The sequence below is a fragment of the Streptomyces sp. NBC_00353 genome, assembly GCF_036108815.1.
GTDB lineage: Bacteria > Actinomycetota > Actinomycetes > Streptomycetales > Streptomycetaceae > Streptomyces.
The window spans coordinates 9,349,816-9,363,195 of record NZ_CP107985.1 but is presented as its reverse complement, the minus strand read 5'-3'; the positions used below and the strand labels follow the sequence as shown (position 1 = coordinate 9,363,195).

Genomic DNA, 13,380 nt, shown 5'->3' with positions numbered 1-13,380 from the left:
AGTAACAGGTTCTGCTTCGGAGGGGCTATGGGCAGGTCGCAGGAGTTGAAATGCACCAAGTGCGGTGCGCGCCATACAGGTACATGGAGCGCGTCTCTGTGCCCGGACTGCGCGAAGAAGGCGGGGCAGAAGGAGCCCGACCCGGGCGACTAGCGAGCACGCGCCACAGCGCAACGGCGAAGCCCCGGACCACGAGGTGCGGAGCCCTGCCGTGCGGTGATGGGTTACTCGTCCTCTTCGAGGCAGTCGAGGCAGTCGCACTCGCCACCGTGGCCGCAGTCGCAGCCGCACGAGTGGGCGGCTCTCAAGCAGTAGCAGATGCAACCGCTCTCGCCGCAGGGCTCGGTGTGCCTACTCATGGGGTCATCCTCTCGTCAGCGGCAGCGCGGCAGTTGGCGGCGGCCGCAGTTGGGTCCCGGGCCATGAGGTCCGGGACCCAGTCGTGCGGTGAGGTCTGGGCGAGCGTGGTGGCGAGCTTGCCGTCCTCGGCTTCCATACCGCCGAGCTGGGCCTTCCCCCGGTGCGGCACCTCGACCTGATAGAACTTCTCGCCCCTCGGGACGTCGTCGACGCCGACCTTGCCGACCTTGAAGATGCAGCACCCCTCCGCATACTTGGAGGAGCCAAGGTTGCCGGTGGTCGCTACTCCCCCAGCGGCGTCGTAGACGGTGACGCAGGTTCCCTCGGCGCTGTCGTCGTAGCTGCGGGTTCCTTGGCAGCCGGTGTCGTCGGTGCGAACGACTCCGTCAGCGAGGGCGAATGCGCCTTTGAGTGAGAACGTGGCCGGTTGGTCGTCGCCAGTACCGGCCGTGTTGGCCCAGGCAGCCCCGACGCTGCCTGCCCCCTACGACCAGGCCTACGAGACCTGCGTTTGCGGGGTCCGCCTGCCGCTTGGCGGGCAGTGCTGCAGGCGCGGGCGGCATGGCAAGTACGCCGGGCATTCCAGCGGTGGTGGCGGCACTACGGTGGTCATGGTCCCCCCCGGGATTCATTCGAGATCGGGATCGTATCCCGAATCGGCGCAGGTGAGGCGGGAGTTTACGAACTGGTTCGCAGCTGCTGATCACTGATGCGATGGTTAACCGGATCGATCCGTCGATGCCGGCCATCAGGTTCGTGGGCGACGGTGGTCCGACAGCAACGGACTCTTGAAACCATCGCATTGACATACCGCACCTGCTCGACCTGGCGGGATCTCCCCGAGAAGCTCGGCCCGAATCGGTGGCTGGGTGCAGCTCCGCCTGTCACTGCGTGACGCGGATCAGAAGAAGGGCGATGTCGTCGGTGCCGGGGACGGTCTGCATGGCGAGGTCCAGCAGGGCGTCGGCGAGGTCGTCCGCGCTCTGGTCGTCGGCTTCGTCGAGGTGGCACGCGAGGTCGGCGGTGATGTGGTCGATGTCGTATCCGGGGGCTTCGACGAGTCCGTCGGTGTACAGGACCAGGACGGTTCCCGGCGGCAGGGGGATCTCGGTAACCGGGAAGTCTCCGTCTGAGGTGACGCCGAGCAGGAGCCCAGGAGGCATGCGCAGGATCTCGGTGTGTCTGTCCGGGTGGCGGAGCAGAGGTGGGGGGTGTCCGGCAGTGACCAGGCAGGCGCTGTGGCGGGCCAGGTCGAGATGGGCGTACAGGCAGCTGGTGAAGAGGTCCGGGTTGAGGTCTGCCAAGAGGCGGTTGATGCGAGCAAGGACCTTGCTGGGGGAGGTGTGGGTGGTGGCGTGGGCGTGGACGACAGTGCGGACTTGTCCCATGAGAGCCGCGGCCTGGACGTTATGGCCCTGGACGTCGCCGATGGCGACAGCGGCACATGCGGGACCGCAGCGGATGACGTCGTAGAAGTCGCCGCCGATGTCCGCGCCGTGACCGGCGGGCAGGTAGCGAACGGCGACGTCAAGGCCGGGGACTCGGGGCAGTTCCTGAGGAAGCAGACCGGTCTGCAGCGCACGGGCGAGCTGGTGCTTGGCGTCGTAGAGGCGGGCGCGGTCCAGGGCTTGTGCGATGAGTCCGGCCAGCGAGGTGAGGACCGTACGTTCAGCCAGAGGGAACGAACGAGGGCGGTCGTAGGACAGGACCAGCAGCCCGACCGGCCTGCCGGAGGCAATCAGGGGGAGGAAGGCCCAGGCGTCCCGGTCGCCGTAGCGGGGAGCATCGGGGTAGGCGCGCTGGAAATCGGTGAAGCTGGTGAAGAAGCTCGCAGTCGCCGTGGTCAGGGCCCGCGCGGCCGGGGTACGAGACGTCACAGGCTGACCATCGAGGCGAGCCATGAACTCGGCACTGTACCCGCGGTGTCCAACGATGTGCAGACGGCCGTCCTCGGCCGTCATCAAGGCCAGCCCCCGGGCTTCGAAGGCAGGGACGAGTTGGTCGGCGACCTGGTCAACGACATCTTGGACCCCTACGGCCTCGGTCAAGGACGCCGCCAGATGCATCAGGTGGTAAAGAGTCGATGCCCCCATCGGGCCCGGCGCAGGTCCCGGTTCCGCCCTGGCGTGTTTGGCCTCCGCATCTGCGGCTGGTGTGATCCGGACACTGATCCCAGTGGCTCCGGGCTGCAGCTGGAAAGACAGCCATCGGTCCGGTGGCCGCAACGCGGTGAACGTGGTGGGCCTTCGGCTGATCACCGCGGTCCGGTAGCGGTCCTCGAAGATGGGATCGCCCAGCCACCGCAGCCGCTCCCAAGGGCGGGAACCCAGCAAGTCGGCGGTCCCGGCACCCAGGAGGTCGGCAGCGGCACTGTTGAGGAAGGTGATCTTGCCGTCCAGGTCCAGCGAGCAGCATCCGGTCGGGAGACGTTCGGCGAAGTCGTACGCGGCCATCGCTTCGGCCGGATCCGGGGTGCGCAAGCGGGCCGGCGTCAGCACCAGCGGCTCGGCACCGGACAACAACGGGTGACCGCGGCCGGCCGCCTGGTCCAGCAGCCTGCCCGCCCGGCGGCAGAAATCAGTGATCGTCTCGCGCTCACCGGCATCCAGCTGCGGCGGATGCCAGACCGGCCATACCAGGCAGACAGCGCCCCACACGGAGGCCTCCCGTGTGAGGGGCGCGGCCGCCAGGAGGATGTCGTACGGCGCCACGAGCCCGATCCGGGGAAAGCGCCGGGCCAGCTCTGTCGAGCTGTTCACCCACACCAGACGCCGTTCGCGTACGGCCTCCGCCACCGGCGCCGGATCGTCCATCCCCACCCGCACCCAGGGAGCGGCAATCCGGCGGGACAAGCCGGACAGCGCCGCGAGCTGAAGGCCCCGTTCCCCCGGCGGCAGGACGTAGAGCATGCCCACCGACGCGTCGGTCTCCCGCACCAGACGGCCAAAGAGCCCGGTGAGAGGTCCGGCGCTCGCCACAGGCCGCGCATCGTCCCTGTGCACCGCGCTCACCACCCCCTGCCGCGCACCGTCGCCATTGCCCGGGCACGACGCCCAGACCGCCTACGCGCCGCCTCGGCACTGATGCCATGTCCCGCCCCGATCTGCGCCCACCTCGCCCCGGCCCACCGGTCAGCCACCACCGCGAGACGCATCAGCTGCTCGGACAGCTCCGGGACCTCCGCCACCGAGGCGCTGCAACAAGACGAAGCCCCTCCCCGGTCGAGCCCCTCCCCCGCACTCCGCGTCACAGCCTGCCCCTGTAGATCCGCTCCTGCTGCAGCCATGGCCGGCACCCCCACTCGCCACCGGCGTCGGGCACGCCCCGCCTCCTGCCGATGCACCGCCCCGCAGTGATGACGGCCAGGACTCGATTTCGGCAGGTGGGCACCGCACCAACTCCACCACACGCCACACATAACCGGACAATACGCCAGATAGCATGACGTGGGTGCCGCGGATCAGCAGAAGCCCGTCGAACCCCTGCTGCAGCCCGCGCGACCTGGAAGGTGCCCCCTCAGCAGGGCCGCCCACCACCTGCTCTCGCCTCGTAGTCGAACACGACCGCGCGTACCATCTGGCCGTCGTCCATCCCCGCTCGACCGGCGGCGTCCCGTCGTCTACCTATCGGGCGGGCATCCGACGGGACACGTCCCGCAGGCGCTCGGCGGCCTCGGGGTCCAGTGCGTGGGGCGCTACGCCGGACGCCTCCACGCTGGCGCGACGGTTGCGGAGTCATACGGAAGAGCTTCGTTGCAGTTCTCGAAGTAACGCCAACCCCCTCCACCAGCGGTGACGTGGCCAGCAGCACCGACGTGGCTGCCCCGGCTCAGGGCTGCGCCAGGGGTACGCGTCGAAGGTCTCCCGGGTCGCCGGGTCGATGTCCGGGCCTTCCTGGTGGCGCTGGAGCCCCGAACGGATGCCGCCGGGCATGTCGTCGGTCGTCCAAAGCAGGCTGAGCCCGTCGGCGCGGACGACGTCGGTCCGTTTGGAAACGGAAGGCCCGGTCTCGTAGGAGAGCTGGATCTCGCTTCCGACTCGGAGTCCCTTGTCGCCGTGGACCAGGACGTCGGTGCGCCGAACGTCGACCATAGATCGTCTGCGTCCGGCAGCCCGGCGCGGCCGTGACAGGCAACGCCGGCCGTTCACCGCTCGTGTCACCCTGCCGGCGAAGCAGGGCCCCGGCCTACCGCACCACGCACCCGCAAGACGCGGGCGTGCTCCTCGGCAACCTGCCCTTGACGGCCGTGCCGGACGCTGCCAGGTCCCTACCCGCGCACGACCAGCACGTCGGGATCAGTGCTGGCGCTCCAGCAGGTCCTTGAACTTCTCCAGGTCGGTCCGGACTGTCTCCTCGATCGCATGGACCTGGGCAAATCCCTTCGGGCCGCCGAAGGTCGCCCGCACGGTGTCCGGGTCATACTCCAGCCGGACTTGCAGCTGGGTGTGCTTGTCGTCCAGCGGGTTCACGGCGAAGGCGAGTTTCAGCTCCGGGCTGTCCACCGTCCAGTCCATCACCTGACCCTTGCCGCGATCGGCGATACGAGTCTCGAAAGCCCGCTCGTCTTCCCCGATCCGGACGTCGAGATGGGCTCGGCTGCCGCCCTGCGCAGCGGCACTCTTCACACCCTCCATGAACATCGGATATTCATCGATGCGGTGCAGCTGCGCCCAGACCTCCTGCGCCGGCACATCGACGTTGACCTGTTCTTCGAGCCTACTCATCGGGAGCCTCGCTTCCCGGCCCGGCCGCCCGGGCCATCGGTACCTCCAGCCTGCTCCCCTGCCCGCCCCCCGACCACCTACGGCTCGATACAAACCATTGAGATGGACAAGTCCAAGGTTCGGGCAAGCGCGCTGGAAACGTCTAGCGCCCGATCAGGCAAGTACCTGACAGTCCAGGCCGCGGCAAGGTGAAGGAAGTCGGTCAGATCACGTTCCGCGCCTTCAAGCAGCCGGCGGAGCTCGGCGACGGGCAACTCGATCAGTAGGCTCTCGTCTGCTTCGGCGTCGGCGGTCAGACGGACGATGTCGCCGATACGTTCGGCGATCGGTGAGGGATCGTGCCCGAAGCCGGCCCAGCCATCACCGTCGACAACCTCCAGCCAGTCGCGCCACTCCTCCAGCCCGTTGCAGCAGCCCGGCACCAGGGTGGCGCCAGTGACCGTGTCGGTGACCTGCAGTCCGCCCGACGCGAAGAGCGAGTCCATGGTGAGCAGGCCGTGCAGGAAGCCATCCAGCGGGTCGGCTGGGCGCGGCGGGCGGTCGTCATCGGGATCGATGTCATTGCAGGCAGCAATGGCCATCACAGCGGCGCCGACCTCGGTCGGGACCAGCGCTCCGCCGAGTGGAAGGAAACCGTAAGGCTCGACCTCGGCAACCGGCCACAGATCGAAAGCCTCAGGAGCACAAACCTCAAGGACGGGCTGCATAACGATCACCCACGGATGATGCGGCAGAACCGCTCGACGCGCACGCGAATACCCGAGACCTACCGACCTGTCCCGCCCCCCAGTCGAATATTCAGTGTCGTGCCGGTCGGTGGAAGTGCAGACTCGCTCCATGGCGGACATGCAGGCATTTCGGGACGCGGTCAGCCGCTGGGCGGTCGGCGGCGCCGGCGAACCGGCGAGTGACCTGGCTGTGCAACTGGGGCTGCGGACGGCGGTGCTGCTGGAAGGACCGAGCGACCTCGCGGCCGTCGAGGCGCTGGCCGCACGGCGTGGCCGGGACCTGACCGCCGAGGGGGTGTGTGTCGTGCCGATGGGCGGGGCAATGAGTATCGGCCGCTACGCCGGTCTTCTCGGGCCACCCGGTCTTGGCCTGCGTCTGAGGGGACTGTGCGACGAGGGCGAGCAACGTTTCTACGACCGCGGCCTGAAGCGGGCCCGGGCGCCGCACCGGGGTTTCTTCGTGTGCGTGGCGGACCTGGAGGAGGAACTCATCCGCGCGCTGGGCACGGCGCGGGTCGAGGAGATCATCCGGGCCGAGGGCGACCTGCGGGCCTGGCAGACCTTCCTGCGCCAGCCTGCACAGCACGGTCGGCCCCGGCTGCAGCAGTTGCGGCGCTTCCTCGGCACGAAGAAGGGCCGCAAGATCCGCTATGGCCGTCTCCTGGTGGAGTCCCTCGACCTCGGACAGGTCCCCGCCCCGCTCGACGACCTCGTCACGAGCCTGTGACCGACGCACGAAAACGCGGCCACAGCCACTTCGCGCGCTCTGTCCCGCTGTCCCCGTTCGAGGTGGCCGACTGAAGGGCGCAGTGACCAACTGGAGCGGGGCGCGGAGTGACCGTGGGGCCCGCGATTCACTCCGGGCCCCACGCCATGATCAAGCCGACGAGTCATCTCACCCGCGACCGTGGTGCTGCGCGAGCACAACGAGCAGGCTGCGGCGGCAGAGAGCGCACGACCACGCTCACCAGGTCTGCGGGCCCCGCACCATGACATGAGACGAGCCATCACCTTCCGGCTCAGACGACTCGTTCTGGTCACCGCGGCGCGACCAAGCTCGACGAACTTCGACTACCAAGGTGACTACGGAGCTCAGAGCGAAACGGACCGAACGCTCAGTTACTGACGCCGTTGGCCAAGGACACAGAACTCGTTACCTTCGGGGTCGGCCAATACAACCCACGATTGATCACCCTGGCCAATATCAACACGCTGTGCGCCATGAGCCACCAGACGAGCCACCTCGGCGTCCTGGTCATCAGGCCTGAAATCGAGATGCAGTCGGCTCTTGACCTTCTTGCTCTCATCAAGCCGGACGAAGTCCAGCCCCGGCAGGCGATTCGGTTCCGGGCGGATCTCGAACTCCTCATCAGAGGAGTGGACCACGACCCACCCAAGAGCCTCGGCCCACCACTGCCCCAAGGTCACCGGATCTACCGAGTGAACAACTACCTGTTCCCATTCCAAGGTCATCAGCCGAGCTTAGACCGCCAGGGCTTCGAAAACACACTCGCATGAAGAGGGCCGACCGGCCTGCAGTCCCGGTGAGTTCGGAGCAGGGTTCTGCCGTGCACACGCCATCGCGTTCGCGGTACTTGCCCTCCAAACGGCCTGGCTGAAAGCCCATCATTCGGCCGCCCGATGTGCGGGGCTGGAGCACGACCCGGCAATGTGGCCGCTGGTGCTCCGCAGACACTGTGTCCCTCACAGGTCGTGTCTCGTTCCGGCGGAACCACCCCGAGTGATGTGCCTCCGCGATCCAGCAGATGGTGTCGCGTTGAGAAAGCGTGCTTTGGGTCCTCGAGGAGGACCGCTGCGGTCGCCCACAGTCTGCAGGACGGCAGGCGGAAGAGCGCCTCTAGGGTGTGCGCATCGACAACATCCACCGACGGTCCGGAGAAGCCATGCCTCTGCAGATGAAGTTGGGCGCAATAACACTGGATTGCCCTGATCCGCTGGCTCTGGCGGCGTTCTATCAGCAGGCCACCGGCCTCGAACCTCACCCGAAGTCCGACGCCGACTTCGCCGGTCTCAACCGTGAGGACGGACTTCTCCTCGGCTTTCAAAGGGTCGACGACTACCGAGCTCCGAGCTGGCCCGACCAAACTGTTCCCCAGCAACTTCACATCTGCTTCAACGTCGGGGACGACCTGGACGAGGCCGAGGCCGAACTGCTGGAGCTGGGCGCGGGCAAGCCGGATCACCAGCCTCATGATGAGGCCAAGGCGCGGGTCCTCACTGATCCGGCTGGGCATCCCTTCTGCCTGGTCAAACGCTGACTGCGGCGACGACGTGGTCGGCCCGCTCGGCCTCGGCTGCGAGTCGGGCCAGCCAGGCGGTGTCACGCACGATGCGGTCCAGTCCAGGGTGCTGTCGGTTGCCGCCGGCGGTCTCGAACCCGCCGGGTCCAGCGTCCTGAACCCGAAGCGCATCTCGGTCTCGCCGCGCTCGGCCGCCTGGGGTCGGCGGCGTGCCGGGCCAGGTGCTCGGCACGGGAAGTCCCTGGCTCGGGCGCTGATGCGCAGCAGTCCTCAGCGGCCGCCGCGTGGCGATGGGCAACTGCGCCGAACCTAGGCCCGATACTCACTCAAAGCACCCGGTTTGGGTTGCTTTGTCGTGCTGATGTATGCCGCGGAGGAGAATCCGGTGGAGCTGAACCTCACGGAAAAGGTCGCCGTCGTCACTGGAGGCAGCAAGGGCATCGGCCTGGCCGTCGCCGAGGCATTCGGCCGTGAGGGTGCGCGCGTCGTTGTTGGCAGCCGCACGGAAACACCTGAACTGGCTGCCTTGCGCGAGCGGTTCGACGTCGCCTTTCATCCGGTCGATCTGGCCGATGCCGATGCTGCGGACGCGCTGATCCAGGAGGCGGCCGCCCGGCACGGCAGGATCGACGTGCTGGTCAACAACGTTGGCGCCACCAGCCCACGCTCAAGCTTTCTCGATGTCGACGACGCAGCATGGGAACGTGCGCTCAATATGACGTTCTTGAGTGCGGTGCGCGCCAGCCGCGCGTCGTTGCCGCACTTGCTGGCCCACGGCGAAGGGGCGATCGTCAACATCAGCTCCATCAACGCCCGACTGCCCTTCCCCATGGTGGTGGACTACTCGGCAGCCAAAGCCGCCCTGAGCAATCTCACCAAGGCTTTGTCGGAGGAGTTCGCCCCTCGCGGTGTCCGCGTCAACGCCGTCGCCCCCGGCCCCGTACGTACCCCGTTCTGGACAGCCCCCGGCGCCTTCGCCGATACCGTCGCGGCCGGCACGGGCGGGACGGCGAAGGAGGCCTTGGACGAGGTCGTGCCCCAGCAGATGGGCATCTCCACCGGACGGATCACCGAACCCCAGGAGGTGGCCGACCTTGTTGTCTTCCTGGCCTCTCCGCGTGCCGGCAACATCACCGGTGCCGAATTCGTCATTGATGGAGGCCAGATCAAGACCACCTGACAGGGATCGGGCGAACCGGGGGCAGCTCACGCCCTCGACTGGCGAAGCAGGCTCGGCGATCTGGTCGCCACGGCGCTCCGCCCTCGTGGTGGGCGCGACCCTGCGGGTTCTTGCGCCTCGGATCGTGAGGGCCGCCGTCGCCGCATTGCCGCGCATGAACCATCTGCGCCAACGCCTCAGGTGGTGGACGAACCGTTCTATATGCTTGAGGCATGTCTGCGACGCGATCTGCCATGAATGGGCCTGCACGGCCGTCCGAGGCGCGTGATCGCCTCCTGGCCACCGCAGAGCGGCTGTTCTACAGCGAAGGCATCCGCGCGGTGGGTGTCGACCGGGTGATCGCGGAGGCGCAGGTCACCCGTGCTACGTTCTACCGCCATTTCCCGGGCAAGGAAGACCTGGTCACCGCGTACCTGTCCGCCAGGGACGAGACCATCCGGGCAAGCCTCGCAGCTGGCGCCCGGCAGGCCGCCGAGCCCCGCGATCTCCTCATGCTGCTCGTGGACGGGATCGGCCAGGAAGTGTGCAGCCCGGGGTTCCGCGGCTGCCCCTTCATCAACGCGGCCGCGGAGTACCCCGACCCGGACAGCCCGGTCCATCAGGCCGTCCTTACTCATCGGGCGTGGTTCCGCCAGGCCCTCGTCGAGGCTTTCGGGGCCGACGGTCATCCGGAGCCCGAGCAGGCAGCCGACGTCATGGTCGCCCTGCGCGACGGCGCCATGGTCGCCGGCTACCTCGGCAACCCCGAGGCGGCCCGTCACACGCTGGCCCGCGGCACCGAGGCTCTGATGACCGCCGCCGGCTGACCTGCACGCGGATCGACGCTTCGTAGTCGTCGTCGCGTCTGCGCGCCCTCGGTTCACGCCCCCGGCGGGCACGACCCGAGCGCCGGCACGTGACATTCATCCATGAGATAGAACGTTCCTTCTCCCTGTTGACAGACTGAGCGAGGCTCCCTTAGCGTCCAGAGAGACAGAACGTTCTATCTCGTATGAGGAACCGTGACCCCTCCAGCCAAGCCGCAGACTGGCACCGTTGTCCTCATCCACGGTTTGTGGATGACTCCGCGCAGTTGGGAGCAGTGGATCGACCGCTATACCGCCTCGGGCCACCATGTGTTCGCCCCGGGCTGGCCAGGAGTGGGAGGCGACGTCGAAGAGCTCCGGCAAGACCCGTCCACGATTGCGGGTGTCGGGCTGGGCGAGATCGTCGAACACTACGAGCGGTTCATCCGCCGCCTGGACGAGCCCCCGATCCTCATGGGCCATTCCTTCGGCGGCGCGATCGTGCAGATACTGCTCGACCGGGGACTGGGTTGCGCGGGCGTGGCCATCGATTCCGCCCCGGTCAAGGGCGTGCTGCCGCTGCCGCTGTCCACGCTGAGATCTGCCTGGCCGCTGCTGCGTAACCCCGCCAACAAGAACAAGGCGGTGGGGCTGACCCCGCGCCAGTTCCACTATGCCTTCACCAACACCCTGGACAGCGCCGCATCACAGGCGGTGTACGACCGGCACCACATTCCGGGTTCGGCACGTGTGCTCTTCCAGGGCGCCTTCGCCAACTTCAACCCCCGCGCGATCAGCCGAGTCGACTTCCGCAACAACAACCGCGCGCCGCTGTTGTTCATCGCCGGAGGAGCCGACCACATCGTCCCGCCCAAGGTGAACAAGGCGAATGCCCGCCTCTACCGCAGGTCCACTGCCATCACCGATTACCGGGAGTTCTCCGGCCGCTCCCACTACACCGTGGGGCAGGACGGCTGGGAGGAGGTCGCCGACTACGCACTCTCCTGGGCCGCCGACCGCCGTCAGGCCCACACCTGACACACCCCCTCTGCCCCCTTCCGGCGCCCAGCGCCGACCTCACCCCCTGGAGTTTCCGATGTCCCGCCCCCGCTTGCTGATCGCTGCCGCACTCACCGCCGCCGGCCTCGGGTTGACCGCAGTATTCCTCCCCACCGCTTCCGCCGTCCCCGTGGCCTCGGACGCGCCCAAGCCGACCGTGGTGCTGGTGCACGGTGCCTGGGCGGACGCCTCTGGCTGGAGCAGCGTGGTCAAGCGCTTGCAGAAGGACGGCTATCCGGTCGTGGCCCCGGCGAACCCGCTGCGCAGCCTGTCCGCCGACTCCTCCTACCTCGCCGCCTACCTCAAGAGCATCAGCGGCCCCATCATCCTGGTCGGCCACTCCTATGGCGGGGCGGTCATCACCAACGCAGCCACCGACAACCCCAACGTCAAGTCCCTGGTCTACATCGCCGCCTTCGCCCCCGACCAGGGCGAGAGCATCGGCGCCCTGAGCGCGAGGTTCCCCGGTAGCCATCTCACGGACGACCCCGCTGCCCCTGTCCCCACCGCCCTCAGCTCCGTTCCCTTCGCCCAGACCGACGGCTCGCCCGGTGTCGACCTCTACCTGAAGCCCAACAAGTTCAGCGATGTCTTCCTGAGCGACCATGGCACGACGCGTGACGCCGCCGCACTCGCCGCCACGCAGCGACCGATCGCCGCCCAGGCCCTGGGCGAGCCCTCCGGCGCGCCGGCCTGGAAGACCATCCCGTCCTGGTACCTCGTCGCCAAGAACGACCACGCCATCCCGACCGCCGCAGAACGCTTCATGGCCGACCGCGCTCACGCACACACGGTGGAGATCGACGCGCCTCACGGCGCTCAGCTCACCAACCCCGGTGCCGTCACCCACCTGATCGAAAGCGCCTCAAAAAGAACCGCCCAGTGACCCGAAGGAGCCGCGAACGTGGTCGGGCCCCTCGCAGGACGGAAAGATCATCCTGCGAGGGGCCCGACCCGGCGTCCCGGGAAGGAGCCTGGAGGCTCCCCGCGACAGGCAAGCCAAGGACGGCTGCGACGTGGAGCGCGGCCTGGTAGGCGATGGCGAGCTTGTCGATTCGCACGGCCAGCCCGCGCCACTGCTCGAGACAACCCGCAGCCGCTGCTTGAACTCCTCGAAGGGCGAGGGTTGATCGCGGCCGGCCAGCAGCGGTGGTGTTCGTCAAGCCAGTCGGCGAGGGAGGGGAACAGGAGTGGACAAAGTCAGCTCCACGTCGCCGAGGTCCCGTGCGGTCCCTTGTAGCGGATCGGCTGGCCGGTGGGCGCGTCGAGCAGAACGCGGTCGCCCACGGGGCGTTCCAGCTTCACCGTTACCTGCTGCATCCTCGCCTGCTTGGTGCAGTCGCCGTCGTCCTTCAGGTACTTGACAGAGGCAGACAGCACCACGCTGCCGCGTGTCTCCAGCACATCCACCACGGGGCCGTCGTCGCAAACACCATGCAGGGCGACCACGGTCACCGATCGCCCGTCTGCGGCAATCTGGACCAGCCGGTTGACCGGATGACCGGAGGTGCCACGAGCCGGCCTGATCGGCGGCCGGGGAAGTTTCGACGGGACGGCAGCGGCCCGCTTGAGGGGGGAGGCATAGCCATCCAAGGTGAAGAACCAGGCTGGGACCGTCGCCGGCCCACGGCTGGTGGCCACGCTCATCTCACCCAGCTTCGCCCCGGTCACAGTCAGGTGTGATTTTCCGTTGACGCGGGCACCAGCCAGGGTCTTGTACGACCCATCCGCCCCCACCAGCGACCGTGTGACCGATCCACTCCCGGCCCAAGTCACCTGGCCGTCCGTCGGCCAGGTGTCGGGCAACTTGCCTCGCAGAACAAAACTTTGGTCTTCGTAGGCCTGCTTATCGGCCTGGCTGCGCAGGCCGCCCCGCGGCAGCTGCACCGTCTCCCCCATGGGGTAGTAGCCAGCACGCCACGCGGCAGCTGCGGTTGAACCGTCCCAGGCTGCGGCGACCTGCCGGGCACGGTCTGTCGCCACATCCGCGCGGCTGTCGGCTTCCTTCTCGCTACCGCAACCGGAGACAGCCCCCAGAGATACGGCGAACAAGGCCGCCACAGCAAGCAGGTTGACGGAGCGCGATGCCGTTATACGCATTTCGACCTCTGGAAAGAACAGTGTGGCAGGCTGTCTTGCCTTGTGACGCGCCCGGCCCAGGACAGGTTTCACCGGTTGCGGCGGCAGGAGACAGCGAGCCGTCAGTAGACGTGGGGCCGCGTTGGTTCAGCACCATCTGCACCGGCGTGGAACCGGACGTGATCGGCCTTGTCCGGGACCGTG

General features: G+C 67.8%; 12 protein-coding genes and 1 pseudogene. 7 read left to right on the top strand and 6 right to left on the bottom strand.

Going from position 1 to position 13,380, the window contains the following annotated elements; genetic code table 11:
• Positions 1-355 precede the first annotated feature (355 nt).
• Positions 356-529, bottom strand: a complete 174-nt coding sequence (locus OHA88_RS42105) for a hypothetical protein (protein WP_328629473.1) — start codon at positions 527-529, stop codon at positions 356-358.
• 545 nt (positions 530-1,074) lie between these two features.
• Between OHA88_RS42105 and OHA88_RS42100 the strand changes: the two are divergent.
• A pseudogene (locus OHA88_RS42100) lies at positions 1,075-1,213 on the top strand (IS5/IS1182 family transposase); the annotation flags it as partial.
• 31 nt (positions 1,214-1,244) lie between these two features.
• Here OHA88_RS42100 and OHA88_RS42095 read toward each other — a convergent pair.
• From OHA88_RS42095 to OHA88_RS42085, 3 genes are all read right to left on the bottom strand, one after another.
• Positions 1,245-3,362 (bottom strand): SpoIIE family protein phosphatase, encoded by a 2,118-nt coding sequence (locus OHA88_RS42095; RefSeq protein WP_425901366.1) that lies wholly within the window; start codon positions 3,360-3,362, stop codon positions 1,245-1,247.
• A 1,293-nt stretch (positions 3,363-4,655) separates the two neighbouring features.
• Entirely contained in the window at positions 4,656-5,084 is a 429-nt protein-coding gene (locus tag OHA88_RS42090; protein WP_328629472.1) for an SRPBCC family protein, read from the bottom strand.
• A 77-nt stretch (positions 5,085-5,161) separates the two neighbouring features.
• The gene (locus tag OHA88_RS42085) at positions 5,162-5,791 is read right to left on the bottom strand and encodes a hypothetical protein (protein ID WP_328629942.1); all 630 of its coding nucleotides are present in this window, start codon (positions 5,789-5,791) and stop codon (positions 5,162-5,164) included.
• Between the two features lie 130 nt (positions 5,792-5,921).
• Between OHA88_RS42085 and OHA88_RS42080 the strand changes: the two genes are divergently transcribed.
• Positions 5,922-6,539 (top strand): TOPRIM nucleotidyl transferase/hydrolase domain-containing protein, encoded by a 618-nt coding sequence (locus OHA88_RS42080; protein WP_328629471.1) that lies wholly within the window; start codon positions 5,922-5,924, stop codon positions 6,537-6,539.
• Between the two features lie 392 nt (positions 6,540-6,931).
• Here the strand turns inward: OHA88_RS42080 and OHA88_RS42075 are convergent, their stop codons facing one another.
• Positions 6,932-7,285, bottom strand: a complete 354-nt coding sequence (locus tag OHA88_RS42075; protein ID WP_328629470.1) for a VOC family protein — start codon at positions 7,283-7,285, stop codon at positions 6,932-6,934.
• 431 nt (positions 7,286-7,716) lie between these two features.
• Between OHA88_RS42075 and OHA88_RS42070 the strand changes: the two genes are divergently transcribed.
• From OHA88_RS42070 to OHA88_RS42050, 5 genes are all read left to right on the top strand, one after another.
• Complete coding sequence (locus OHA88_RS42070; protein WP_328629941.1) at positions 7,717-8,091, top strand: VOC family protein; 375 nt, start codon at positions 7,717-7,719, stop codon at positions 8,089-8,091.
• A 367-nt stretch (positions 8,092-8,458) separates the two neighbouring features.
• Positions 8,459-9,253: an oxidoreductase gene (locus OHA88_RS42065; protein ID WP_328629469.1), complete on the top strand. Its 795-nt coding sequence runs from the start codon at positions 8,459-8,461 to the stop codon at positions 9,251-9,253.
• A 212-nt stretch (positions 9,254-9,465) separates the two neighbouring features.
• Positions 9,466-10,059 (top strand): TetR/AcrR family transcriptional regulator, encoded by a 594-nt coding sequence (locus OHA88_RS42060; RefSeq protein WP_328629468.1) that lies wholly within the window; start codon positions 9,466-9,468, stop codon positions 10,057-10,059.
• A gap of 195 nt (positions 10,060-10,254) precedes the next feature.
• Positions 10,255-11,076 carry an alpha/beta hydrolase gene (locus OHA88_RS42055; protein WP_328629467.1) on the top strand — a complete coding sequence of 274 codons (822 nt, stop codon included), beginning with the start codon at positions 10,255-10,257 and terminating at the stop codon, positions 11,074-11,076.
• 58 nt (positions 11,077-11,134) lie between these two features.
• On the top strand, positions 11,135-11,983 hold the full coding sequence (locus OHA88_RS42050) for an alpha/beta fold hydrolase (protein WP_328629466.1): 849 nt from the start codon (positions 11,135-11,137) through the stop codon (positions 11,981-11,983).
• Between the two features lie 314 nt (positions 11,984-12,297).
• On the opposite strand, the gene OHA88_RS42045 is transcribed toward OHA88_RS42050, so the two are convergent.
• Entirely contained in the window at positions 12,298-13,197 is a 900-nt protein-coding gene (locus OHA88_RS42045; protein ID WP_328629465.1) for a hypothetical protein, read from the bottom strand.
• Between the last annotated feature and the right edge of the window lie 183 nt (positions 13,198-13,380).